Origin of the sequence: Streptococcus sp. HF-100, assembly GCF_015594635.1 — a bacterium.
Lineage (GTDB): Bacteria > Bacillota > Bacilli > Lactobacillales > Streptococcaceae > Streptococcus > Streptococcus vaginalis.
The window spans coordinates 20,375-45,347 of record NZ_JADNQV010000010.1 but is presented as its reverse complement, the minus strand read 5'-3'; the positions used below and the strand labels follow the sequence as shown (position 1 = coordinate 45,347).

Sequence of the window (24,973 nt, the reverse complement as noted above, 5' to 3'; positions counted from 1 at the left end):
CGCTAGCAAGTAATTGCATGAGACTTCTTTCATACAAAACATTATAGCAAGAAATAGGAAATTTGTAAAAGGAAAATATTTTATTTTACATTGGGTATCAAAAAAAGTCAACAAAAGTGTCTAATTTTTCTTTCTTGCACTCTTCACTAAAGTTTTCAAATCTATTTTTTACCTTGTTCATTCATTTCTTGCTTTCTCACAATTTCAAATTGAATTTTTGAATTTCCCGTTGTTTGTTTTAATATCTTTTCAGCCATTTTTTCTGGGGTTACTAATCTAAATGTACTATCCCTAATATATTTAGTTAAGTAGGTTTTAAATTCATCACATTTTTCAATTAATCTCGTTTTCTCCGAGAATTCATCGGCAATTTTTGTATATTCATCAAAGTTATTTACCTTAGAAATTTTTTCAAAAAAATTACTAAATAGGACAACTTCCTCATTAACTGCTGTTTTTAACTGAGAAAGTTTGACATCATCTTGAATGACGATACTTAATAACAAATCATCTCTTAAATCTATATAGTGATAATATTTATTAATTAAGTGTTTATAATAATATTTAACGAACTCAGTTTTGAAATCCAATTTCTCTGCAACATTTTCGACAAACCATATCCCCTCATCACGAAACATTGTCTCAGCCTTTTTCAACTCATTCAAAATTTGATAAGATCTTTCAGCTCGTTCAATCGTAAATTGTAAGAAGATGCGTTCTCGTTCGTTTTCCTCTTGTTTATCAAAATATTCTCGTTGTAGCTTATGTTCTTCTTGTAATTGCTTTGTTTGTTGTTTATTCTGGATATGTGCGACATACACAGCTATCCCACCACCAACCAATGCTCCAAGCGTTGAACTGACAAATTGTGAATTAAAAAAATCAATCAAACTTTGAAAAATATCTAATTTCTCCATAATATTCTCCGTCTACACTCTTAATTTTCGTCAAACATTAATTGAAATTCTCAATTCATCTAATTATGTATTAGATCTTGAAGAATATTCATCACCTCAAATATTCAATATATCCTGAGATTTATGCTGTATATCAGGACAAATAAAGCCTTAAATTATTTTCATCCGAATCTTTTTTAGAAAATAATACATACAAAATAGTAAAATTGTCCCAATAAATCCTCTAATAGTCAATAAATTCATCTCTTCTCCCTAACTTTTCAATTATCTTCTAGCATTCTTTCGTTTAGCACACATAAAGAAAAGACGTTTTTCGTACCATCACAATATCAAAACCATTCCCAAAATCCAAATAGTATCAACCACAATAATTCTCCTTTATCTATATTTTATTAATTCCTCAACAACTTCATTAATTTTATCTATCTCTTCATCAACTATTTTCATGAAATTGTCAAAATTAATATCTACATAATACTCAATAAAATCCCTAAAATAATTGTCCGGAGTTGAAAACTGGGAATAAGGAATTTCTTTAATAGAATAATGAAAAATATTATTTCTAAATTGACTATCTCTAAGAAAATATTACCTTTTACGTAAATAGTAGTTTGTATTTTTTCTGCTAAACCAGAATTAATACTTTTGGAATATTTACTTAGAATTTTTGCTAAAGAATTGACGCTAACTAGATAAGATTGGATTTTTGAACGATAGAATATATTACCTTTATTTTAGAATACTTTCGGGAATAAGCTATTTAGAAAATTGTTCTGACATAGAATATTGAATAACTGTAATTGAACTTCAAGTGGCAGATTCCCTAGTAAAATATCTTGCCTTCTGTTATCCATTAAAAACTTATCAATATGTCTTAATTTACAACTTGAAATATCCAGTTTCATTGCTGGATCTAAATTAAAATCTTTTTCAAAATTTGAAGTGACCGAATTGATAAAAGCAGACAGATCACGAGAATAATCAATAAAAATTGGTTCTATTTCTTGTTCCCACTTTTCTATAGTTGTAAATTTATTTAACCTCAAAATATATACTCATTTGACTAATGTTTCCATAAGGAATATCATCAATAGTAAAACTCCCAAATCGTGCTGCACAAAGCAATAAACAAAAAATTTTTGATAAAAATTATAGTTCGACTCTAATAGGCGCTTTCTTTCAACCGCACTATTACTTAACTTATTACAAGCTTTTGCAAATTTATTATCAGAATAGAGCTTCACGCCAATTCTAATTTTTTTCATCATGGTTACAAGGTTTACATCTCTGATGTTTGGTAATTCTAAAATGATTCCTTGTTCTTGAAACTTCTCAATCCAGCCTAAACAAATTGATGATAAAAACGGGAAAAGTGGTATGAATATCTCAGAATTATCAAAATCGTCGGTAAAATTAGTTATTATATATAAAATTTGCTTTGCTTCCATCGTTTCTTGTAATAGAAAGTATAAATGATATATTTCCCAATAATTTTTCTTCGTTCATAATAATTCGCTTCCCATTTTTCACTCACCTGCAGTTTCATCAAGTTTGTGTAGGTTTCTTTTGATAGAATTATACCACGAAACCACCAAAAATCCCCTAGAAATCATTCTAAGGGATTGACTTTACCCTGCCATCTCTGCCACTTGTTCCGTTTTTGCTTTCTTGCTTGGACTGGATAGGCGGCGCTTGCTGTCGCGGATGGTGTTGAGGTCTTTGAGGAGTTTAGCAAAGTGGAGTTTTTCGGGATAGGCTTCTGCGGAGGCTGCGGTATAGCGCATAAAGAGGTCATAGATACGGGAGAGCTCGGTACGCAACTGCTTGGTTTTGCCGACTTCTTTGCTGGACTTGGCTGCACGCGCCAGAGTTTCTGCCCGGTCATAGTCTTCCTGAGCTGTTGCCACGGCGGTAAGCATCGGCAGAAGACCCAAGGTAGTCACTGCTGCATCATAAGGTTCCTCCTTGAGGGTTTTGAGGAGACTCTTGATTTCAGCAGTTGCGACATCGTTGGTATGCTTGGTGATGTCCTTATACTTCGCAAGGACTGGCGTTAGGGTTTCGTGGGCAGCTTTGAGATTGGGCTCCTTGATTTTGGCAAAGCCCCTATGCAAGGTAAACAGTCCGACTAGGGCACTGTCCCGCTCCTTATCCACTTCTGCTAGACTCAAGGTTTGTTTATTTTCTACGCTGGCCAACTGGGCTTGGAATTGCTCCAGCTTACTGTCAAAGACTTCAAGATGCTCATCATACATAGCCTCATCCTTGTAGGACTTGGCAAAGCTAGTGAGAACCTGATGTGAGTCCGTCATCAGGCTCTCAAACTCACGGTTAGTAAAGTTGCTGTAAGGCAGGGGGCGAATGGTGTAGGTTTTTGTCATAATAATCCTTTCCAAAAACATGATAAAACAAGTATAGCATGTGGTGATAAATCTTTGGCAAGGCTACTCTGAAATGTTATTTTTAAAACCCGAAAGAGCATTTTCCTCTTTTTCAAAGAAAAAAGACAGCAAAAATCCCCATCTGATTGCTAGTAAACCTTCCGACGGGGACTATTTGTCTATAAAAAACGAATCATCCGATCATTCAAGACTTAGAATACCTAGAAACTTTAGTGATTAGTGTCATCCTAGACATAGAATGCCAATCAATTTTAGTAAATCCTGTCATTCGAGGGATAGATTATTTGGAAATTTTCATAAATAGGACTATCTGAAAGCTAGATTCCCTCCAAATTTTAGTAAGGAAGACGATTCGACTCCTAGATTGGAGTAGGACGTTGATAAATGATATTGACTGAAGCCTTGACTGCTTCTTTTCTTCCTTATCTTCCCACTCCCAGTAGCTCAATAACCTCCTCAATCAGCCCTTTGATTTCTTTATCGCACAGAAGAGAAAGTTTTGATTACAGTTTCAGTCAATCATCATCTAAAAATCCATCTTATCTGGATCTGGAGCGCCGCCTTCAAGACCTTGAATGTTTTTCAACACTTCTAGGTCTGCTGGACTGAGGGTAATGTCAAAGCAGTCCAGATTGCTCTTGATTCGCTCAGGCGTAACCGACTTGGGCAGGGGCAGGAAGCCCTCTTGCAGGCTCCAAGCCAGAGCGATTTGGGCGACAGATTTGCCGTATTTATCGGCCACAGCCTTGACTTCTTCATTGCGGAAAAGTTCCCCTTGACCGAAGGGACCCCAAGCCTCTAGGAGAATATCATGCTTACGACAATAGTCCACTGTTTCAGCCTGATAGACACCAGGCGCCAGACGAATTTGATTGACCGCAGGCAAAATACGCGCTGTCTCAAGCAGAGGCTCTAGGTGGTGAGGCAGGAAATTGCTGACACCGATAGCTTGGATTTTCCCCTCCCGATAGAGGTCTTCCATAGCCCGCCAAACCTCTGCGTTGCGCTGTTTCCAAGCGTCCTGCTCCCGCAAAGGTTTTGGATTGGGCCAGTGGATAAGATAGAGGTCCAGATAGTCCAGCCCCAAACGCTCTAAGGAGCGGGCAAAAGCTCCTTGAGTCTCCTCATAAGTATGATTACCATTCCAGAGCTTGGTCGTAATAAAGAGCTCTTCTCGCGGTATACCACTGTCTTTGATTGCACTACCCACACTTCCCTCATTCTTATAAACAGCCGCAGTATCAATGTGTCGGTAGCCTGCTTCAAGTGCTGTTAGCACCGCCTGATAGGCCTCTTCACCATCTTGAGCCTTCCAAGTTCCAAAGCCCAAAACCGGAATCTCTACACCATTGTTTAATTGATAACGTTCCATCTCCGTCTCCTTTATTAAGCAAGCAGGCAGCCCAGTCAACTACCCCTTCCAACAAAAAATCTATTTCTTAGCTTTCTTTTTCAAGGATTTGGGTTTAAAGACATTCTCCTTGGTTGGTGCCATTCCCCTGCCGAGAAAACTATAAGTAATAAAAGTTATGCCAACTACAATCATGAGCATACGACTCAGATAACCTCATTATATCACGCCTCTTATTGCAATTCAAATCCTTAAAAACCTTTTCTTAACTACATGTATTTTAAAAAGTAAAATGAAAAGAGTCGGTTTCCCAACTCTTTCAAGATAAAAAGATTCTATTTAGCTTCGTATCGTTTTTCACCATCAAGATAAGTTGCAACGAGTTCTAAATCCTTGTCCAAAACGATAAAGTCCGCATCGTGACCTTCTTTGATTTGACCACAAACATCATCAATGTGAACTGATTTTGCTGGATTGAGCGTTGCCATCATAACTGCTTCATGTGGGTTGGCAATGCCCCATTTGACAACGTTCTTCAGTCCGTCTTTCAATTTCAAGATAGAGCCCGCGAGGTTGCCTGTTGATTTGAGACGAGCAGTTCCGTTGGCGACCACTACTGGAAATTCGCCCAACATATAATCTCCATCTTCCAAGCCGCCTGCAGTCATACAGTCTGTAATGAGCGCTACATTTTCGTGTCCTTTTTGCTTCATCAAAATATCACAGGCTTTCGGATCTACATGGTGTCCATCGCAAATCAATTCCGCATAAGTATGAGGCAGCTCGTACATAGCTCCGACCATACCAAGTTCTCGGTGGGTCAGACCACGCATTCCATTATAAGCATGAACCCAGACACTAGCACCCGCGTCCACAGCAACTTTTGCTTCTTCAAAAGTTGCATTTGAGTGTCCCAACGCAACCGTTACACCTTCATCAGTAATGGTTCGAACAAAATCTTCCACACCTTCTCGTTCTGGAGCTAAAGCGATTTTATTGAGCAAACCATTCGATGCTTTTTTCCAAGCACGAAATTCATCCATTCGAGGATTTTTCATGTAAATTGGATTTTGGGCTCCTTTATATTTTTCTGTGAAATACGGACCTTCAAAATATAAGCCACGAATCTTAGCACCTGTCGCTTCCTGATAATGAGCACCGATATTTTCTGTCACAGCCAAGAGTTGTTCATAGCTTGAAGTCAAAGTCGTTGGCAGAAAACTAGTCACCCCCGTCGTCAAGAGACCTTCACTCATCGTATGAAGGGTGCCCTCAATATTGTTATCCATGACATCGACACCGCCAAAACCATGAATATGGGTATCCACCAGTCCCGGTGCGATAGAATAACCTGTATAATCTATCACATCCGCACCTGCCGGAATAGCTTTCGTCCATTTGCCAAATTTACCATCTGTGATTTCTAAGTAGCCACCTTGACGGATACCATGGGGATAGAAAAATCGATCTGCTTGAATATATTTAGGCATAATAAAACCTCCTTCTTTCAGTGAGAGTTTGTATAAGCTGTCACTTTAGACAACTGTAAATGGTATTTTAAATCACTCTCGCATTGTTCATTATGTCTCTTTCATTATATCGCTTTCTTTTCTTTTTGTAAATGGTATAGACCTATTTGCTGAGTTTTAGGTGATCCTGTAGGGATTAAATTTAACTCTTACACTACTGTTTATACTATTCAGCTACAGTATAATGAATTTGTGATACACGTCATTTTAACTAACAAGCTAAATAGTTAACCAGCCTCATATTGGAAAAATCTGGCTTTGACACTGTTTATTCTAAAAAAGATAATAATGCGGACACTCCAATTTAAATTTTTGTTTGCTAGATAGTTTTTAATATTTAATTCATACCATTTCTATAATCGTCTTAATTCTTTTCCCATTGTTTGCAGATGATAATTGATATCTAATTCTGCAAGCCCTATCTATTTGTATAATTGATGTCATTTTACCTAGTGCGAAATAGATGGATCCTACCAAATAGGTTGATTTAGCTATTAAACTCCATCAAGTTAATACATTACTTTCTAATTATTTACACTTCTATGTTCTATCTTTTATTTGAATAATTGTCTGTATTGTGTTATAATAAATATGGAAAAAGTATTTTGTGTTGATTTTTGTCGCAAGGAGCTGATTTCCAATTTAAAAAAGACAAATCGGCTTTAAACGACTTTAGTCTGCGCCTAGCACACTTATCTTTGGAGGTGTATCATGAAAAAGAAAGTCTTTACAGTCGCTGTCTCCTTACTTACCATTCTGCTTTTAGTTGCTTGCGGTAATAATAAGAAATCAACAGACACATCATCTTCTGAAATACCCAAGACCAGTTCTAGTCAAAAAGCAGAACAAAGCTCAAAAACCATTGAATTTTCTACCACAGCTATTGACACAGTTATTTACGAAGGCAAAGGTGTCACACTTACCTATAAAGGGCTAGAAAAAGATGATTACGAATATACCCTTAAGTTAGCATATAAAAATACTTCCAATAAAGAATATGAAGTGCAAACTCGTAATGGTAAAGTCAATAATATTTCCAATAATGATGACCACAAAATTATCATTTGCTCTGATACCTTAAAAGCTTCTGCTGCTTCTGAAGGTAGTATTAAATTACCAATAAATGCTTTAGAAGCAGCTAGTATTACCAAACCAAAAGTTTTAGAATGCAATTTAGAAGTCATTTATGATATTACAGAAACTGTTGCCAAAATACCAATTAAGGTGACTTTTGAATAATGCAGTAGGGCTAATTTATAGGTTTTATTACATTATTTATGTATACCATTCAGCACATAGTGGTTAAACTAACTTTTGATATATTGTTCTAATAACAAACTAAACAACTAGCCAGTCCTCGCTTAATGAGGACTGGTTTTTATATGACTAGTTTCAGAGCAGATTTCGTTACCACTAGTTATGACAAGCCCTCATCACAGTGATGTTTTCATCAAAAACATAAGTTTATCTTACAAAACATACCAAAAACTTTTCTAAACCAATATCCACAATCCACTGATAACTAGCAATAAGAGGTTCGAATAGTTTAACAAATGCAACTTTACAAGAAAGATTTAATCAAAAGTAAAAAGTATATTTCGAAATTTATATTTTTCTCCTTGATGAACTGGTTTAGAGTTTGTAAGCTTTGATAAAGATAAACTGTGACATCTTTCAAGTTCTACTCTACCTCTATTTGCTCTATCACATTGGATTGATAACAGAGTCAAGCCAGTATTACAGCACAGATGTTCCACTTTTTCTTGTGTACCCAACTTGATCTCACAGAGTCATTATTAATAAACTTTCTACTTGATCATACAAGATAAGTAGGGTACAAAAAAATAAACCGCACCAGCAGTTTATTTCTCATGATTATATTTGTTCCGCTTGGACCTTTTCCGCTAAGTTCATGGCGTGATCCGCTACTCTCGTATAGTGAGAGATGATATCAATAAAGTTTACGCCTGCTTGTGTTGAGCATTCTCCTCTATTCAGACGATGAATGTGCGTTTTCCGTAGCTTTCGTTCCATTTTATCAATCGCTTCATGCTTAGCCACCAAACTATTGGCCAATTCAATATCATTATCTTCTACAGACTTCAATGATTCTTTTATGAAGCTGAGCGTCATATTGTAAATCAATTCCAACTCTTGCAAAGCTGCTGGAGAAAATTCCACCTTTTTCCGACGGATATAATCAGTCAAGTTAATCAGCGCTTCACCATGGTCCCCGATTCTTTCTAAATCTCGAGATGAATCCAAAATATTTGTCAGTACTTCACTTTCTTTTTGGCTAAGAGGCTCACTAGATAAATCAATGAGGTAACGTGTGAGATCTTCATCAATCTTATTGATTGCTTCTTCTACCTTGTGTCCCTTGTCTGCTGACTTTTCAGTATTGTTCACAATATAATCATAAGCCAACTCAAATGAACGCATCGCATAACGTCCTAAATGCAGCAATTCTTTTTTGGCATTTCCAAGCGCCAAAGACGGAGCTTGTTTGATTAAAATCGGATCTAAATAAAGCGGTTCATATTTCACAACTTCATCTTCACCTGGAATCAGTTTTGTTACCAAGGTAGCTAACAAGCCAATAAATGGAAATTGAATAATGGTATTGGTAACATTAAAAGTTCCGTGAGCAAAGGCAATAGTCATTTCTGGGCTTAAATGGAGAGCTGTTTGAAACCACTGAATCAAGCTTGTAAATGGTCCTAACACAATCAAACACAAAATGGTACCAACCACGTTAAACATTACATGAGCACCTGCCACACGTTTTGCTGCAATATTGGCACCTAAAGATGCAATAATCGCTGTAATCGTTGTCCCGATATTATCCCCAAAAAGAACTGGCAAAGCTCCTTTTAGCTCAATCAAGCCACTTGCATACAGATTCTGCAAAATCCCAATGGTAGCAGACGAAGCTTGAATGAGCAATGTAATCCCTGTTCCTACAAACACACCAAGGACTGGATTTCCACTTAACTTTATCATATATTCACGAAAAGCATCTAAATTTTTCAATGGCTCCATAGCACCACTCATCAAATTCAAAGCAAAGAAGATACCCCCTACCCCAAATAGAACGCGACCGATATTATTGATAGAGCGTTTTTTGGTAAAGAAGAGACAAATCGCTCCTAAAAAGAGAATGGGTAATGCATAATCGCCCAGTTTAAAACCAATGATAAAAGAGGTTACCGTTGTTCCAATATTGGCCCCCATGACAATCCCAATTGCCTGTCTGAGTGTTAAAAGGCCTGCACTCACCAATCCAACTGTAATAACTGTCACACCTGAACTTGACTGAATCAAGGCTGTTAGACCAATCCCAACTAGAACGCCAAAAAATGGATTGCTGGTATATTTGTCAATGAAATAACGAAGCCGATCACCCGCAGCCTGCTGCAAACCATCTCCCATCATTCGAATACTATATAGGAAAAGTCCTAAACCGCCTAAAAAGCTAAATATAATTTGCTGCCAATTGATGGACATCTTTTCTCCTCCGAAAAATCTGTAGCGGATTATCTCCTTTTCTATTTTAAAGGATAAGTGTAAAAGTAACAAGCCTTTTTTAGCATTTTTATCAAAAAAAGAAAGAAAAATAGAATTTCCTTTCTTTTTAAATATATTGATATAGCTAAAATCACGTTTTATTTTTGTTCTAAATCGCGGAGCATTTGGTCAATTTTATTCCCGTATTCAATGGATTCATCTTTGATAAATGTCAAATCAGGAATTTTATACATCTTCAAGTTGTGACCCAATTCACGTTTGATCGTTCCTTTGGCTTTTTCTAAACCAATTTGAGCTTTTTCTTGCTCAGAAGCAAGGTTGCTCATCAGCGTGTAGTATACTTTTGCCATTGACAAGTCGCCCAACATTTGCACATCTGTAATGGTAATTCCTTGAACACGCGGATCACGAACTTTTTTTTGCAAAATTTCATTGACTTCACGTTTGATTTCCATGCCCACACGATCCACACGAAATTGATTTGCCATGATATCTCCTTTCACTTACTTTAGAAAAAGGTTGAGGCAGACTTCAATAAATCATAGTCTGTCTCTCTTCCATTCATATCTTATTTTGTGATTTCTTCCATGATGTAGGCTTCAATCATGTCGTCTACCTTGATGTCATTGTAGTTCTCAACCATAAGACCACCTTCTTGCCCATTTCCGACTTCTTTCACATCATCCTTATAATGTTTGAGGCTAGCAAGCGCACCATCAAAGATGACAACACCATCACGAATCACACGAACCTTAGAATCACGAGTTACTTTACCGCTAACCACCATAAATCCGCCGATGGTACCGACTTTAGAAACCTTGAAGGTTTCACGAATGACAGCTTCGCCAATAATTTTTTCTTCAAATTCTGGATCAAGCATCCCTTTCATGGCATCTTCTACTTCTTCAATCACTTTATAAATGATACTGTGAAGACGCATTTCGACGTCATCCGCTTCAGCTTGTTGACGAGCTTGTGGAGTAGGACGAACGTTGAAACCAATGATAAAGGCATTTGAAGCTTCCGCAAGAGTCACGTCAGACTCGTTAATAGCACCAACCGCTGAGTGAACAATCGTGACTTTAACGCCTTCTACTTCAATCTTTTGAAGGGAAGCTGTTAAGGCTTCGGCAGAACCTTGCACGTCTGCTTTGATAATGACATTGACAGACTTGACTTCGCCTGCTTTAAGGGTATCAAAGAGATTTTCAAGACTAACACGGTGAGTTGCTTGACGTTGCTTCATGAGAGCACGTTTTGCACGTTCTTCACCAGCTGCACGCGCTGCTTTTTCATCTTCATACACTGCAAAATGATCACCAGCCATCGGTGTTTCATTTAGACCTGTGATAGATACTGGTGTCGATGGCCCCGCAACTTTCACTCGGCGTCCACGGTCATTGGTCATGGCACGTACACGTCCAAAGGTATTTCCGACAACGATTGGATCCTGCACATTCAAAGTACCTTGTTGAACGAGCAGAGTTGCCACTGCACCTTTTCCTTTATCCAAGCGCGCTTCGATAACCGTACCAATTGCGCGAACATTTGGATCGGCTTTTAATTCTTGAATTTCGGCTACAAGGAGAACTGTTTCGAGCAACTCCTCAATATTTTGATTGAATTTCGCTGAGATTTCAACAAATTCAGAATCACCGCCCCAAGCAGTTGACATAACGCCATATTCAGCTAATTCACCGATAACCCGTTCAGGATTAGCACCTGGCTTATCAATCTTATTAATCGCTACAATAATTGGTACATTTGCTGCTTTTGAGTGGTTAATCGCTTCAATTGTTTGAGGCATTACCCCGTCGTCTGCTGCCACAACAAGAATCGTAATATCTGTGACAGAAGCACCACGTGCCCGCATAGAAGTAAAGGCCGCATGCCCTGGTGTATCAAGGAAGGTAATTTTCTTACCATTTTCTTCAATCTGGTAAGCACCAATATGTTGTGTAATCCCACCTGCTTCACCTGTAGCAACACGAGAATTACGCAAGGTATCCAAAAGTGTTGTTTTCCCATGGTCAACGTGTCCCATGATGGTCACAACTGGCGGACGTTCTACTAAACCATCTGGATCAAGATAATCTTCATCCACAAAGAAGCGTTCGATATCTGCATTGTCCACTTCAACTTTAGCATGTGCTTCAATGCCATAATCCACCATCAGAAGTTCAATGGTATCGCCGTCCAACGATTGATTTTGCGTTGCCATAACTCCCATCATAAAGAGTTTCTTGACAATTTCAGCAGGTTCGCGCTTAATCCGCTTTGCAATCTCTGCAACGGTCATGCCTTCTGTATATTCAAACTCTTTTGGCAATTCATGGAACTTGCGTTCTGTAACTGGTTTTGGAGTTTGGTTATTGTTCCGATTATTCTTGCCTTTTTTATTTTTCTTGTTATGATTCCAATTACTATTCTTTTGATTTCTCACTTGATTTTGACTGCTTCGATTCTTTTGTTGTTTTCTTGGACCATCTTCTTCGCGATCAGAGTCATCGCGTTTCTTGTCTGGTCGAGCTTGTTTTTTACGACGAGTGTCAACTGCGGGAGTCTGACTCGCTTCAGGAGCAACTTGGGGCTGTGGAGCTGGCTTTGTTGCTTCCACGATAGGAGCTGCTACTTGAAATAATTCTTCTACAGGTTCTTTCCGTTTATTCTGCTCGCGTTGAGCTGCTTTCGCAGCCTGAGCTTGTTTGAAACGTTCTTCACTACCACGAGCGTATTCAGCATTTTGTTCAGCTTTCAGAGCTGCTGCACGTGCTTTAAAATCAATGCGTGGTCCTTGATTCGTTTGAGGGCGGTTTTGATTTGTAGCATGTGAACGATTTTGCCCTTGGCGACGGTTGTCTTGGTTCCGATGATTGCGATTGTCGCGTTGTTCGTTGCGATTTCCTCGGTCATTGCGATTTTGATTGCTTCGATCATTACGCTGTTTGCTCTCATCTCGATTTCGCTTATCGCCATTTTGTTGTGTTTGCGGACGATTGTCTCGCTGTTTATTCCGTCGTTCTGCTTGCTCTTTTGCTCTTGCCTCTCGTTCAGCCTTAAAATTACGACTTTTTGGTTTTGCAGGCGCCGACTTCATTTCCACTTCCGACTTTTGCGTCGGAGCTGCTGCCTTCGGCTCTGCTTTCTTCTCAGCCACGGTCGTTTCTTTCGCTGCTGTTTGAGCTGAAGGTTGCTCTTTAGGCAACGATTGAGTCGGCTTTTGAGTCGTTTCTTTTTTAGGAGCTGCTGCTTGAGAAAAGCTAGCTGTGATACGTGTTGCTATTTCACTTTCCACGCTGCTGGCATGACTTTTTACCTCAATACCAAGCTCTTTTGCACGCGCCACAATTTCCTTGCTTTCTTTTCCCAGTTCTTTCGCGATTTCGTACAATCTTACTTTAGACAAATCTTGTCCTCCTCTTCTATTCCATAAGAGACCTCATTTTCTTTGTAAATCCAGCATCAGTGATGGCAAGCACTTTTCTTGCCTTGCCTACTGCGGTGCTTAATTCCAGTGTTGAAAACACGGTTGATACTTCTACTTTATAGTAATGACTTTTATCAGTAATTTTCTTGGTCAAATTTGGAGCAGCATCATTGGATAAAAAGACTAACTTTGCTTTCTTATCTTGTATTGCCTTAACAACCAATTCTTCACCCGATATGATGCGACCTGCTCGTTGTGCTAAGCCAAGTAAATTTGCTAGTTTTTGCTTATTCAAGACCTAACTCTCTTCTTTTGACCTTGTGATCCACATAAGCAATCAGTTCATCGTAAAAATCGTCTTCCACTTCCATATTGAAACTGCGATTAAAGACTCGTTTTTGCTTAGCTTGAAGCGCTTCTTCATTATCAAGTTTGATATAAGCTCCACGTCCGTTCGCCTTACCTGTCGGATCAATGAAAATTTGACCTTCTTTGTTTTTGACAATGCGGAGTAAATCACGCTTGTCAATGACTTCATTTGAAACTACTGATTTTCGTAAAGGGATTTTTCTTGTTTTTGCCATTCTTTCCCTCCTTTAGTCTGCTGCTTCAACTTCACTTTCCACAAATTCTGTTTCTACAGGACTTTCAATTGTTGCAAATTCATCTGCTTCTTCAGCAAATCCACCCAGCTCACCTGCTTCTTCCATAGCTTCAAATTCACTTGCAGATTTGATGTCAATTCTGTAACCTGTCAAATGAGCTGCCAAGCGTACGTTTTGTCCGCGACGACCGATTGCAAGAGACAATTTGTTATCTGGCACAACGACAAGAGCATGCTTGCTATCTTGACTGTCAAAGATGACTTGATCCACTTCTGCCGGAGCAATCGCATTGTAGATGAATTCAGCAGGATCTGCTACCCACTCAATCACATCGATGTTTTCTTCAATAGGAATCATACGGTCTGATTTTGCATCATACTTAGCTGGATGAAACTTGCTGGTGATTTTCTTGATGTTTGCGCCACCACGTCCAACGATTGTACCAATTGCATCTACATTTGGGTTGTGACTGCGTACCGCAACCTTGGTTCGATCACCTGCTTCACGAGAAACGCTCATGATTTCAACCGTTCCGTCATAAACTTCAGGAATCTCTTGCTCCATTAAGCGTTTGATCATTTCTGGATGACTGCGGCTAACAAAAACATTCACACCGCGAGGATTGTCCTCAACCTTATAAACAAAAACTTCAATGCGATCATGTGAAGCAAAGACTTCTCCAGGAATTTGGTCTTGTTTAGACAACTGCGCTTCAATGCTGCCAAGATTGACATAGATGAAACGATTGTCAAAACGTTCGACTGTTCCTGACATGATTTCATTCTCATGTTCTTTGTACTTATTGTAAGTAATTGCCCGCGTTTGTTTGCGCATTTTTTCCATAATTGTTTGCTTAGCAGATTGAGCTGCTACCCGACCAAATTCAGCCGGTGCTTCTTCAAATTTGATTTTATCACCAAGTTCATAAGCCGAGCTAATAGCAAGAGCATCTTTTAAGCTGATTTCCAAACGGCTATCAAAAACTTCGTCCACCACTTCACGAACCGTATAGACACGAAAATCTCCTGTTTTTTCATTAAATTCAATAGCTGCACTATCTGACTGACCATAACGGCGACGATAAGCTGAACGAAGTGACTCAGTCACTGCTTCGATAATGTCTTCTTTTTTAATCCCTTTATCTTCTTCCAAAATGCGGAAGGCCTCTAGCATTTCTTTACTCATGTCTTTTTCGCTTTTGTAAAAACAAAAGCAATCCTTTCTTTTTTCTTGCTAAAATTTGACTGCTAATCTTGCTTTAGATACTAGTCTGTAAGGAATTTGAACAACTTTCTTACGCGTCTTATCCCTATATTCCATTGTTAAATGATCTTCCTCAAAAGAAAGCAATGTTCCTTCAAAGGTTTTACTTTTATCAACTGCCTGATACAGACTAACATGGATATATTGCCCAACTGCATCTGCTAATTGTTCTTTCGTTTTCAGCGGACGTTCCAACCCTGGGCTAGTTACTTCAAGAAAATACTGCTCAGGAAAGGGATCCGGCTTAATCATATCTAAAAGTGGACTGATGATGTCCGTCAATTCTGCCGTATCATTTACAGTAATTCCTCCCGGCTTATCTACAAAAATACTAAGAACATGGTCGCTCCCCATCTTACCGTACTCAATATCCACTAATTCATACGGTTCTTGAACGACTGGTTCAACAACTTCTTTTACTAATTTGACAATCGTTGTGATAAGACTACACCTCCTCACAGATAAGAGGCGAAGATATTTCCTCGCCTCTCTTTCATATTCATTATCTACATTATAGCATAAGAAAAAGGAAAATACAAGAAAATTTATTCTTGTATTTTATTTGATGCTATTATACTTATCAATCGTAAGAAAATTGATTGATTTCAGCATTGTGGTTGACAGATAATTCTAAAAAGAATTGACTATAAAGTCAAATAGAATAATCTACAATCAAAATCACTCCTCATAAAGGTTTTTTATTTCGAAATTAAATAGCAAATAATTGACCTACAAGATAAGTTACTGTCATAGTCAAAAGTCCAATGACTAAGTTTCGAATCATGGCATTTTTTATCGGTGCTTTTCCTAACTTGGCACTGGTGTATCCCGTTCCCAATAGCGATAAAGCAACGATGACTACTGTCGCCGGAATTCTATAACTAGCAGAAAAGAAGACAATGCTCAGCATGGGAAAGATAGCTCCTGCTACAAAAGCGATAAAGCTGGAGATTGCTGCATGCCAAGGATTAGTAAATTCTTCCACTTCAATACCATACTTTTCCGCTACCAAAGCTTTGAGAGGATCCTTTAAAAAAGCTCGATTGGTTAAAAGCTGGGCAGAAGTCTCACACTCGCCATTCTGGATATAAGCTGCATAGAGCGACTGCCTAGCAATATCTGGATTTTTCATTAAAAGATCTCGCTCTCTGACAACTGCGGCCTCCTCCGTATCCTTTTGAGTGGAGACAGATACATATTCACCACCTGCCATGGAAAAAGCTCCCGCAAAGACTGCTGCTAACCCAGAAAGAAAGATAATCCAAATACTTTCTGTTGCACTTGCTACCCCTATTACCACACCCGCGATAGAAATAATACCATCATTGGCCCCCAATACTCCAGCTCGCAAAATATTAAGCCGACCGCTAAAATTCTTATCAATTTCTTGTTCTCTCATCATCGTCAACCTTCTCTTTTTACTTTATTTAGAATTATTATAAATAAAAACTTAATCAAGCACAAGAGAAAAGAACAAAATGAGAAAAGTTCTACTATATTAATAAAATTTCTTGAACATCTACTTGGACAGCAACGTTTTACTTTTTAGCAAGCTCAAAACAAGACCATTCTACCAAATCACACACACACATATATATGTATGATAAAAGGTCATCCGATTGATACCACAATCTTCTACAATGTCCTGAATCGTAAATTTTGTTAATAGTTTTTATAACAAAATGTTTAAATGAAGCTTCTAACGTTCATTTTGTCGCTTGAGACATTCTTTTGTTCCTCTTGTCTTTTAGCAATCTTTTCTCCTGAAAATCAGAAAAGGGAGTGGGACAGAACTAAAAATTGAAAATTTTTAGTTCGTAGTCCCACCCCCGCAAGAGTGCTTAAACAGTTATCAAGCTGTTTAAGGTTGTAGATGAAGAAAACGAAGTTTTCGCCAAAAGTGCTCTTCCGAGCTTGAACAGCGAATGAAGAGCCCAATCACCTACTGCGTTATTCGTTTATTACTAAATCTGATAGAAGCTGGGACACTTTTTGCCCAGCCTCTTTCAATTATCTATTTCACCTTAAAACTCTGCCTCAACCCGATAGATGACTTGACCTTTGTTGACAAATTTTTTCTCGTACTCTGTCAGCACATTATCTTCAAAGTCGCTCGCGTGTAAATCTAACCAAACACCATTTAGTTTCATCCCGTATTGAGAAAAGCTCACTAAGCTATATTCAAAAAGACCACGATTATCTGTTTTGAAATGAATCTCACCATGTTCTGGTAAAATTTGCTTAAAGGTATCGAGAAAAGATTTGTAGGTCAAGCGCCGTTTTTCATGGCGTTTCTTGGGCCAAGGATCAGAAAAATTCAGATACAAACGATCAATCTCTCCATTTTCAAAGTAGTTGGTCAAATCAGAACCATCTACCCAAAGGAGCTTGATATTGGGAACATCAGTTGCTAAAACCTTATCCAAGGCGTAACTCAAAACGGATTTTTGAATATCAATTCCGATATAGTTAATTTCTGGATGAGCTTTTGCCATTTCTGAAACAAACGCACCCTTTCCACTTCCCACTTCAATATGAATGGGGTGCTTATTCCCAAAAATCTCATGCCACTTGCCCTTTGCTTCAGCAGGATTTAAAATTACATATTGTGGGTTTGCTTCTAGTAATTCCGTCGCCCCTTTACGATTTCTAACTCTCATGACACCTTTTTCCCGTATTTTGAACGGAAGTTACGTAGTGCATAAATCTCCCGATTCACATTTTCCAAGTCTGCATTTTCATAATACTTAGCAATCTGACATAGGTAAGCATACTGACCATACCAGTACAATTTTTTCAATACCGTTTCATTATACCGATAGCCATAGTAGGTCAACCATTCTTTCCAACGCACCTCTGGAATATAATGGCTTAATATATGAGCCACATCAAACATACGATCTGTCAATCGAACAGAATCCCAATCTACTAAATACACCAATCCACTATCTGTCTCAATCCAGTTACTATGACGCACATCGCCATGCACAATTGTTGCATAATCCTCGCGAAATTGTGGTAAATGACTACGCATATCATTTAAAACCGACCGCAAGTAATGATTATTTCCAATTGCCAATGGTGCATGTTCTAACCAAGATTCCAATAAATCTGCTGGCGTCTCCAAAGCATAACCCAACCGACGCAACTGTGTCATCAAAGGACGTGAACGATGCAGCCGTGTCAAAATATTTACAATTTGTTTTTTGTCCATTTCAGTCGGCGTCAAAATTTTTCCTGATAGCCATTCCTGTGCACTCATGACATTGCCGTCTGCCATGCGACGACTCCACAATAATTGCGGTGCGATTTGTTCTCTAGCTAAACCTACTAAGATTGGGGTTGTATTCATCTTGACGAAAACGCGCGCCCCATCTGGATAGGTGCCCATGTAGGCTTTCCCACTTTTACCTGCAATTGGTGTCAGAGTTAGCTCATTATCAACCAAGTCCATTGTTCCCCTCCGTAAAAAGTTTCCTATCTATTTTACTAATTTTACTTCCTTTAGTCAACCAAACTTCTTAATTTGAATGGTAAATAAATGACATAGAGTAGGAATGTGATTCCTATCATAAAAAGCAAAGCTACTCTATCTTGGAAAAACAGCAAAGCCATCATTGTTTCCACAAAAAGCACGCTGTAGCCAATAAGAGCAATCACTTGTTTCACTCCTTTTAACTTTGAGTTGATTTCTAAAGGGAATAAGAACGTCAAATATTGGTAATCAAAGGCATGGTACAAGGCTGTCAACTGAAATAGCAGGAGATAATTTAACAATGCCACAAATATGGCAGCAATCCACGATTGACTGATAAAACCAATTCCCAAAAGAGACAGAAACAGCAACCGTATAGTCAAGGCAAGAAAATCACCATTGCGCAAATAAGAACGCAAATACATATTTTGCCAAGTAGTTGACTGTCTTTTTGGTAGAATATTCGTCAAACCATCAAGATATGCTCGGCGTTTTACGCTATTGGAAATTCCCTTAACATTGGTAAAGAGAGCAAAGAAACGTAGGATTGTCTGCTTGCGTCTTTCTTCATAAGCAATGAGATAGCTCCAATTCACCCCTGCACCTTGGTAAAATTTTTGACTTTTCTGCAAAAATACGAACCATTTTGCTAGCAACATAAGAAATACAAGAATAAGCCATCCCAAAAATGGCAGACCTAAAGCAAGAAAAAGTGGCGCAGCTAGCAATAGAACAGCCGTTTGAAGCAAGGCCCATAATCGATAAGATAAACGCGTTTGTTCTTGTAAGTAGCTTTTTAATTCCTCCTCTTTGACTAACAAAAATAAACTATCTGGTTTTTCCATATAAGTCGCGATTCGTCCCAAAGGCAATAATAAGAACAAAAGAACCACTAAAACAAGAATGATTGGCAGGTGATTTTTAGGAAAATTTCGTAACAGTTGACTGTATTGAACAGCTAAAAAGCCAATAAAGACCAATAAAAAGAGGACAAAATGGTCATTAAAAACATAGCGTGAATACTTCAAACATTGATTGCGAAATACTTGCCTGCGCTTTTGAAACAGATTTCTCATAGGCTCGCCTCTTCTGTCAAAGCTAGATAAATGTCATTGAGACTAGCTTCTGGCATGGCAAATTCTGCTTGTAATTCTGCTAAATTGCCTTTAGCTCGGATTTCTCCCTTATGCAATATCACGAATGAATCACACATCTTTTCTGCCGAATCCAGCACATGCGTACTCATAAGAATTGACTTGCCTTTTGCCTTTTCATCCTCCAAAAGCTCTATCAAGTCAGCAATGGCAACTGGATCAAGTCCTAAAAATGGTTCATCAACGATAAAAAGGCTGGGGTCAACCACAAATGCACAGATAATCATGACTTTTTGCTTCATCCCCTTAGAAAAATGCACCGGAAACCAATCCAATTTTTCTTTCAAGCGAAACATCGTCAATAATTTCTCCACGCGCGCAAAAGCCACCTTTTGCTCCACATCATAAGCCATAGCAACCGTTTCAATATGTTCTCTTAAAGTCAATTCTTCGTACAAACTAGGTGTTTCCGGAATAAAACCAATTTTCTCACGATAAGTCGTAGGACTATCTTGCAGTTTGGCACCGTCAATTAAAATTTCACCCTTATAAGGAGTTAAAAGTCCGATAATTTCATTGATTGTAGTGGATTTACCTGCACCATTCAAACCAATCAACCCCACCAATTCCCCATTTCCTACTGTGAAACTGATATCTTTTAAAACAGGGATATTCACATAGCCCCCTGTAAGCCCTTTTATTTCTAACATATTTTCTCCAAATTCTGGTATAATGTTCTTATATTATAACAAAATCTAACAAAGTAGAGGTAAATTTGATGGCAGATTGCATTTTTTGTAAGATTATTGCAGGAGAAATTCCAGCTTCTAAAGTATATGAAGACGATGAAATTCTAGCATTTTTAGACATCTCACAAGTAACGCCCGGACATACCTTGGTTGTCCCTAAAAAACATTTCCGCAACATGCTTGAAATGGACGGTGAAGCTGCCAGTCAACTCTTTGCACGCATTCCAGATATTGCTCGTAAAGTGATGAAGGCGACTGGTGCAAAGGGAATGAATATCATCAATAACAACGAAGAAATTGCCGGTCAATCTGTCTTCCATACACATGTCCATTTAGCACCACGCTATACAGAAAATGATGATTTAAAACTGACTTTCGTGGCGCACGAACCAAACTTCCCTGCTCTTGCAGAATTAGCTGAAAAAATTTCAAAAGCATAAGGAGAAACCATGAAACTTAGTAATCTATTGTTATTCACCGGTGCAGCTGCAGCCAGCTTTTTCCTTGTTAAAAATAGAGAAAAACTCATGAACGAGGCTGTTGAAAGTTATGAGCTAATGGACAGGATTCAAGACAATCTACAAAATATTCAACGAAATCTCCAAGTCGTTCAAGAGCAAAAAGATAATCTCCAAACAATTTCACAGGATTTGACTTACCAATTCAAACTTTTTGAGCAAGACGCTACTGCTCGACTTCAGCAAATTCAAGATATCTGGAAGGCTCACATCAACTAAGAAATAAAAAAGAATTTAGACACACGCTAAATTCTTTTTTATTATGTCATTGTCCGTATTGACCGTAATACTGTCCATTTTGGTCTGTTCCATAAGGATTGCTGGAATACGCAGAAGAATCAGCAGCACCAGTTGTTGCGCCATTTCCTGACTGATTGGAACTAGGAGCGGCACTGCCATACAATTCTTCATATAAAACTGCATTGGTTTCCAATTCAGTCACTTCGTCCAAGCCAAGCGATTTTCTCAGAACATTTTGCATTTCCAACATATGCTCCGAAGTTACGATTTGGTAAGATCCACCGTCTGGTAAAGTGGCCCCCTCACCTTTCAATTGTTTACTTTCAATATTTTTAAAAGCATCTTGGTAACCTAATAATTGCGGAATGCTACCCGAAGACAACTCAACATTGGTCTGCATATTGTTGCTAACAGCTTTTAAAATTGCTTGATAGTGGCTGACACTGTTTAAGCTCAGCACTTTTTGGATCACTTTTTGAATGACTTCTCGTTGACGCTTTTGACGACCATAATCTCCTTCTGGATCTTGATAACGCATGCGAGAATAAACCAACGCCTGATCTCCGTTGATGTGTTGCTTACCTGGTTCAACAACTGCTTTGTATTCTGGTTCATTTTCTTCAATCGAAATAGGGAAACCAAGTGTGTTATTGACCGTGATACCGCCAACAGCATCAACCAATTGTACCAGACCTTTCATATTGATAAGCACATAGCGGTCAATGTGAATATTCATCATCTTTTGCACTGTGGAAATAGCTAGCTCAGCTCCACCATTTGCATAAGCCGCATTAAGCTTTGCTTGCATGGTTTCATCGCCATTTTTTATATTGGTGAGAATATCCCGCTCCAAACTCATCATCGTGGTCTTTTTTGTTTTAGGATTGACCGTCATGAGAATCATGGAGTCACTATTTCCAGCCCACCGATCTGAGCGTGAACCACTACCCGTATCCACCCCCATTAAGAGCAAGGTAAGCGGTTTGGTAGCTGCAATGACATCTGTATCTTTCCCAAAACTCTTGTAAGTCTTAGACAAAGCATCTGTTGATTGGTTATAAATAGTAAATCCATAAACGCCTAGTCCTGCAACCGTTACAAGACACAAGCTTAAAAACATTAAGATAATTTTTTTTAACATATTATTCTAATCTATCAGTTTTCCCATTAGGTAAACATCAAGAAATTTCCCTTCTGCAAGATAGGCTCCTCTTTTTTGAATGCCCTCAATCTCAAACCCAAACGTCTGATACAAATGAACAGCACGTTCATTTCTTACTTGTACAGTTAATTCTAATCGCCGAATCACTCCAGAATTCTCTGCCCAGTCAATTGCCTCTTCCAAAAGAAGTTTTCCTAAACCTTGATTCCAAAATGCTCTTTTAACCACGATAAAGACCTGCCCGATATGACGAATTCGCTCATGAAAATCAGCTGTAATGCTCACAAGCCCAGCAATTTCATTTTCTAATAGTGCAATTAGATAAATCTGATTATCTGACGCAGCTTGATGTTGAATGAAAGAGCTCATCTGCTCTTCTGTCATCAAAATCCCTGCGTCATCTAATGTCATGTAATCTGACTCTTGCCCAACCTGATTAAGAAAATCAATTAAAGATTTGGCATCTTGAGGTTCTGCTTCTCTTATAACTAGCTCTAACTCAGCCATTGACAAATTCCTCAAGCAGTTTCTCAGCTCGATGTCCTTTTGCGTCAAAGACCAATTCTCGACCATCACTTTTTCTTAAAATTGTCAATTTGAGATAGTCACTTGGCAAACTATCTCCCAACAATTCGCCCCATTCAATAACCGTCACTCCATCTCCAAAGAGAAAATCGTCTAAATCAATAGAATCTGGATCTTCCCCAATGCGATAAACGTCCAAATGATAAAGAGGCAGGCGTCCGTCATATTCTCGTACAATAGTGTAGGTCGGACTTTTAATCATTTGTTTGATACCCAGTCCACGCGCTAAACCTTTGGTGAAGGTTGTTTTCCCAGCACCCAAGTCACCCGTTAAAATCAAAACATCTTGTTTTCGGAGTAAAGCGCCTAATTTCTCGCCCCACGCCATCAACTCATCTTCATTATGGCTAAACATTCTTTTATTATACCAGAAGTTTTCATTTTCTGCTGAAATTTAACAAAAGAAAAGAGGCTGGGGCAAAAGTCCTTAACCTCGTCAGATTTTTATGAGTTTCTTGCAAGTCGCAGTGGTTGAGTGGGTTCTATTCGGTTGATAAATAAACCTTTACATCCCTACTCAACTGTGCGGGGGTGGGACGACAAAATCAAATTTCTTCGAAATTACCGATTTTTGTCCCACTCCCGATTTTTCAATCATTAAGCCAAAGCTAGACTGATAAAATTTAGGATAAACAAAGCATCCAACACCCAGATAATTGGATGAACTTCCTTGGCTTCACCTTTGATGATTTTCACAAAAGCATACATGATGAATCCTGCGGCAATACCATGAGTAATACTATAAGTAAAGCCCATGAAAACGGATGTAAAGAATGCTGGTACTGCTTCTGATAAATCGTCCCATTCAATATCTTTCATGCTAGAGAGCATCATAATTCCCACAATGATAAGAATAGGTGCTACCGCTACTGTTGGTACAATAGCAAGAAGTGGACTAAAGAAACTTGACACAGCAAACAAAGCTGCAACGACAAGCGCTGTCAAGCCAGTACGACCGCCCGCTTCAATTCCAGCTGCACTTTCTACATAAGTCGTAACATTTGAAGTCCCTGCAATCGCGCCAATCGTTGTCCCAACCATGTCTGAAAACAGCGCCTTGTCCATTTTAGTCTGAAGCCCAGACGAATCTTTAGCAGCTTCTTCATCTGCAATATTAAAGATACCTGCTTTACGCCCTGTACTAATCAAAGTTCCAATATTATCAAAAATATCTGTTAATGAAAAGGCCAAAATGGCAAGAAGTACTTCTGGAATGCGAGCTGGTTTTGCAAATAAAGCTAACAAACCGTCTTTGCCTAAAGCTGCACCAAAAATCTTTCCTAAATCCTGAACAGCAGCACCGATATTATTGGAAGCAAAATTGATTTTTGAAAGGTCTACGACCCCTACCAAAATGGCTACGATTGTTGTTGCCGCAATGGAGAGAACAATCCCTCCGCGAATGCGTTTAAGGACAAAGAAAATGCTGATGAGAATTCCAAACAAAGCGACAAGAACAGCTGGATTGTTAAAATCTACCAAGCCCGGTGTTGCCATTCCATTAGCCGTAATAGCCGCTTGTGCCTTATCAGCGCCTTTTCCCGCAACAGTATAGGTTCCTGGATCGATTGAAAATTTCAAAAGTCCTGCTTTTTTCACTCCGATATAAGCTAAGAAAATCCCAATCCCACCAGAAATAGCGTATTTCAAGCTCTCTGGAATTGCATGAATAATAATTGTACGAACTTTGGTTAGCGTAACAACAATGCTGATAATCCCGCAGAGGAAAACCATGGCAAGCGCTTCTTGCCAAGTATACCCCAGTGCAAACACAACGGTATAAGTAAAGAAAGCATTCAGTCCCATACCAGGCGCCTGAGCGTAAGGAATGTTGGCATACAAAGCCATCATCAGCGTCCCTGCAACAGTCCCAATGATAGTCGCTAAGAAAACACCTTGTGCTGGCATGCCTGTTTGACTGAGCATTTCAGGGTTGACAAAGAGGATATAACTCATTGCAAAGAAAGTGGTTAAACCAGCAAGAACTTCTGTACGAACCGTCGTACCGTTCTCTTTTAGTTTAAAAAACTTGTCCATTTTTAAAATCTCCTTAAATTTTACGAACGATAATAGATATAATATCACAAAACATTCACGATTTCAACAGAAGTTTTAAAAGCAAACAAAT

The 24,973-nt window shown here is 38.6% G+C and carries 25 protein-coding genes; 3 read left to right on the top strand and 22 right to left on the bottom strand.

Translation table 11 applies throughout. The annotated features are described in order from the left end of the window. Positions 1-161 precede the first annotated feature (161 nt). The 6 genes from IYQ23_RS08910 to nagA form a co-directional block, all read right to left on the bottom strand. A complete protein-coding gene (locus IYQ23_RS08910) occupies positions 162-917 on the bottom strand; it encodes a hypothetical protein (protein ID WP_195674689.1) in 756 nt (251 codons plus the stop codon). Between the two features lie 734 nt (positions 918-1,651). Next, positions 1,652-1,963, bottom strand: coding sequence for a hypothetical protein (locus IYQ23_RS09605; protein ID WP_004224255.1), 312 nt, complete (start codon positions 1,961-1,963; stop codon positions 1,652-1,654). A gap of 9 nt (positions 1,964-1,972) precedes the next feature. Beyond that, a complete protein-coding gene (locus IYQ23_RS09600; protein WP_224785098.1) occupies positions 1,973-2,365 on the bottom strand; it encodes a hypothetical protein in 393 nt (130 codons plus the stop codon). Between the two features lie 180 nt (positions 2,366-2,545). After that, a complete protein-coding gene (locus IYQ23_RS08900) occupies positions 2,546-3,298 on the bottom strand; it encodes a DUF6261 family protein (protein WP_195674688.1) in 753 nt (250 codons plus the stop codon). A 547-nt stretch (positions 3,299-3,845) separates the two neighbouring features. Continuing rightward, a complete protein-coding gene (locus IYQ23_RS08895; protein ID WP_195674687.1) occupies positions 3,846-4,691 on the bottom strand; it encodes an aldo/keto reductase in 846 nt (281 codons plus the stop codon). A gap of 314 nt (positions 4,692-5,005) precedes the next feature. Then, positions 5,006-6,160 (bottom strand): N-acetylglucosamine-6-phosphate deacetylase, encoded by a 1,155-nt coding sequence (gene nagA / locus IYQ23_RS08890; protein ID WP_195674686.1) that lies wholly within the window; start codon positions 6,158-6,160, stop codon positions 5,006-5,008. A gap of 750 nt (positions 6,161-6,910) precedes the next feature. Here nagA and IYQ23_RS08885 point away from each other — a divergent pair. Continuing rightward, positions 6,911-7,438: a hypothetical protein gene (locus IYQ23_RS08885; protein WP_195674685.1), complete on the top strand. Its 528-nt coding sequence runs from the start codon at positions 6,911-6,913 to the stop codon at positions 7,436-7,438. Between the two features lie 636 nt (positions 7,439-8,074). Here the strand turns inward: IYQ23_RS08885 and IYQ23_RS08880 are convergent. From IYQ23_RS08880 to IYQ23_RS08825, 12 genes are all read right to left on the bottom strand, one after another. Next, positions 8,075-9,706 carry a Na/Pi cotransporter family protein gene (locus IYQ23_RS08880; RefSeq protein WP_195674684.1) on the bottom strand — a complete coding sequence of 544 codons (1,632 nt, stop codon included), beginning with the start codon at positions 9,704-9,706 and terminating at the stop codon, positions 8,075-8,077. A gap of 158 nt (positions 9,707-9,864) precedes the next feature. Further along, positions 9,865-10,215, bottom strand: coding sequence for a 30S ribosome-binding factor RbfA (gene rbfA, locus IYQ23_RS08875; protein ID WP_049516895.1), 351 nt, complete (start codon positions 10,213-10,215; stop codon positions 9,865-9,867). An 80-nt stretch (positions 10,216-10,295) separates the two neighbouring features. Beyond that, a complete protein-coding gene (gene infB, locus IYQ23_RS08870; protein ID WP_195674683.1) occupies positions 10,296-13,133 on the bottom strand; it encodes a translation initiation factor IF-2 in 2,838 nt (945 codons plus the stop codon). 16 nt (positions 13,134-13,149) lie between these two features. Continuing rightward, positions 13,150-13,449: a YlxQ-related RNA-binding protein gene (locus IYQ23_RS08865; RefSeq protein ID WP_003033813.1), complete on the bottom strand. Its 300-nt coding sequence runs from the start codon at positions 13,447-13,449 to the stop codon at positions 13,150-13,152. Continuing rightward, positions 13,442-13,738 (bottom strand): RNase P modulator RnpM, encoded by a 297-nt coding sequence (gene rnpM, locus IYQ23_RS08860; protein ID WP_003033741.1) that lies wholly within the window; start codon positions 13,736-13,738, stop codon positions 13,442-13,444. The genes IYQ23_RS08865 and rnpM overlap by 8 nt, the downstream gene beginning before the upstream one ends. Before the next feature lie 12 nt (positions 13,739-13,750). Next, a complete protein-coding gene (gene nusA / locus IYQ23_RS08855) occupies positions 13,751-14,944 on the bottom strand; it encodes a transcription termination factor NusA (protein WP_195674682.1) in 1,194 nt (397 codons plus the stop codon). Positions 14,945-14,992: 48 nt separating this feature from the next. Continuing rightward, on the bottom strand, positions 14,993-15,481 hold the full coding sequence (rimP, locus tag IYQ23_RS08850; protein ID WP_004224979.1) for a ribosome maturation factor RimP: 489 nt from the start codon (positions 15,479-15,481) through the stop codon (positions 14,993-14,995). A 250-nt stretch (positions 15,482-15,731) separates the two neighbouring features. Next, positions 15,732-16,421, bottom strand: a complete 690-nt coding sequence (locus IYQ23_RS08845; RefSeq protein ID WP_026248194.1) for a VIT1/CCC1 transporter family protein — start codon at positions 16,419-16,421, stop codon at positions 15,732-15,734. A 625-nt stretch (positions 16,422-17,046) separates the two neighbouring features. After that, positions 17,047-17,682, bottom strand: coding sequence for a tRNA (guanosine(46)-N7)-methyltransferase TrmB (gene trmB / locus IYQ23_RS08840; RefSeq protein WP_003033795.1), 636 nt, complete (start codon positions 17,680-17,682; stop codon positions 17,047-17,049). Continuing rightward, positions 17,679-18,476, bottom strand: coding sequence for a cell cycle regulator CcrZ (gene ccrZ / locus IYQ23_RS08835; RefSeq protein ID WP_106383744.1), 798 nt, complete (start codon positions 18,474-18,476; stop codon positions 17,679-17,681). Before ccrZ ends, trmB begins: the two co-directional genes overlap by 4 nt. 50 nt (positions 18,477-18,526) lie before the next feature. Next, positions 18,527-19,573 carry an ABC transporter permease gene (locus IYQ23_RS08830; protein ID WP_195674681.1) on the bottom strand — a complete coding sequence of 349 codons (1,047 nt, stop codon included), beginning with the start codon at positions 19,571-19,573 and terminating at the stop codon, positions 18,527-18,529. Then, positions 19,570-20,301: an ABC transporter ATP-binding protein gene (locus tag IYQ23_RS08825; protein ID WP_195674680.1), complete on the bottom strand. Its 732-nt coding sequence runs from the start codon at positions 20,299-20,301 to the stop codon at positions 19,570-19,572. Before IYQ23_RS08825 ends, IYQ23_RS08830 begins: the two co-directional genes overlap by 4 nt. A 68-nt stretch (positions 20,302-20,369) precedes the next feature. Here IYQ23_RS08825 and IYQ23_RS08820 point away from each other — a divergent pair, with 68 nt between their 5' ends. Both IYQ23_RS08820 and IYQ23_RS08815 read left to right on the top strand, forming a co-directional pair. Next, positions 20,370-20,780 (top strand): HIT family protein, encoded by a 411-nt coding sequence (locus IYQ23_RS08820; RefSeq protein ID WP_003025977.1) that lies wholly within the window; start codon positions 20,370-20,372, stop codon positions 20,778-20,780. 9 nt (positions 20,781-20,789) lie between these two features. Then, entirely contained in the window at positions 20,790-21,077 is a 288-nt protein-coding gene (locus tag IYQ23_RS08815) for a hypothetical protein (protein WP_022527021.1), read from the top strand. A gap of 46 nt (positions 21,078-21,123) precedes the next feature. Here IYQ23_RS08815 and brpA read toward each other — a convergent pair whose 3' ends face one another. The 4 genes from brpA to IYQ23_RS08795 all read right to left on the bottom strand — a co-directional run bounded on the left by brpA (position 21,124) and on the right by IYQ23_RS08795 (position 24,882). Next, positions 21,124-22,239: a biofilm formation/cell division transcriptional regulator BrpA gene (brpA, locus tag IYQ23_RS08810; RefSeq protein ID WP_195674679.1), complete on the bottom strand. Its 1,116-nt coding sequence runs from the start codon at positions 22,237-22,239 to the stop codon at positions 21,124-21,126. Between the two features lie 6 nt (positions 22,240-22,245). After that, positions 22,246-22,767 (bottom strand): GNAT family N-acetyltransferase, encoded by a 522-nt coding sequence (locus IYQ23_RS08805; protein WP_174721243.1) that lies wholly within the window; start codon positions 22,765-22,767, stop codon positions 22,246-22,248. Beyond that, positions 22,760-23,200: a tRNA (adenosine(37)-N6)-threonylcarbamoyltransferase complex ATPase subunit type 1 TsaE gene (tsaE, locus tag IYQ23_RS08800; protein ID WP_003033807.1), complete on the bottom strand. Its 441-nt coding sequence runs from the start codon at positions 23,198-23,200 to the stop codon at positions 22,760-22,762. The genes IYQ23_RS08805 and tsaE overlap by 8 nt, the downstream gene beginning before the upstream one ends. 242 nt (positions 23,201-23,442) lie before the next feature. Continuing rightward, entirely contained in the window at positions 23,443-24,882 is a 1,440-nt protein-coding gene (locus IYQ23_RS08795) for an NCS2 family permease (RefSeq protein ID WP_022527024.1), read from the bottom strand. Positions 24,883-24,973 lie beyond the last annotated feature (91 nt).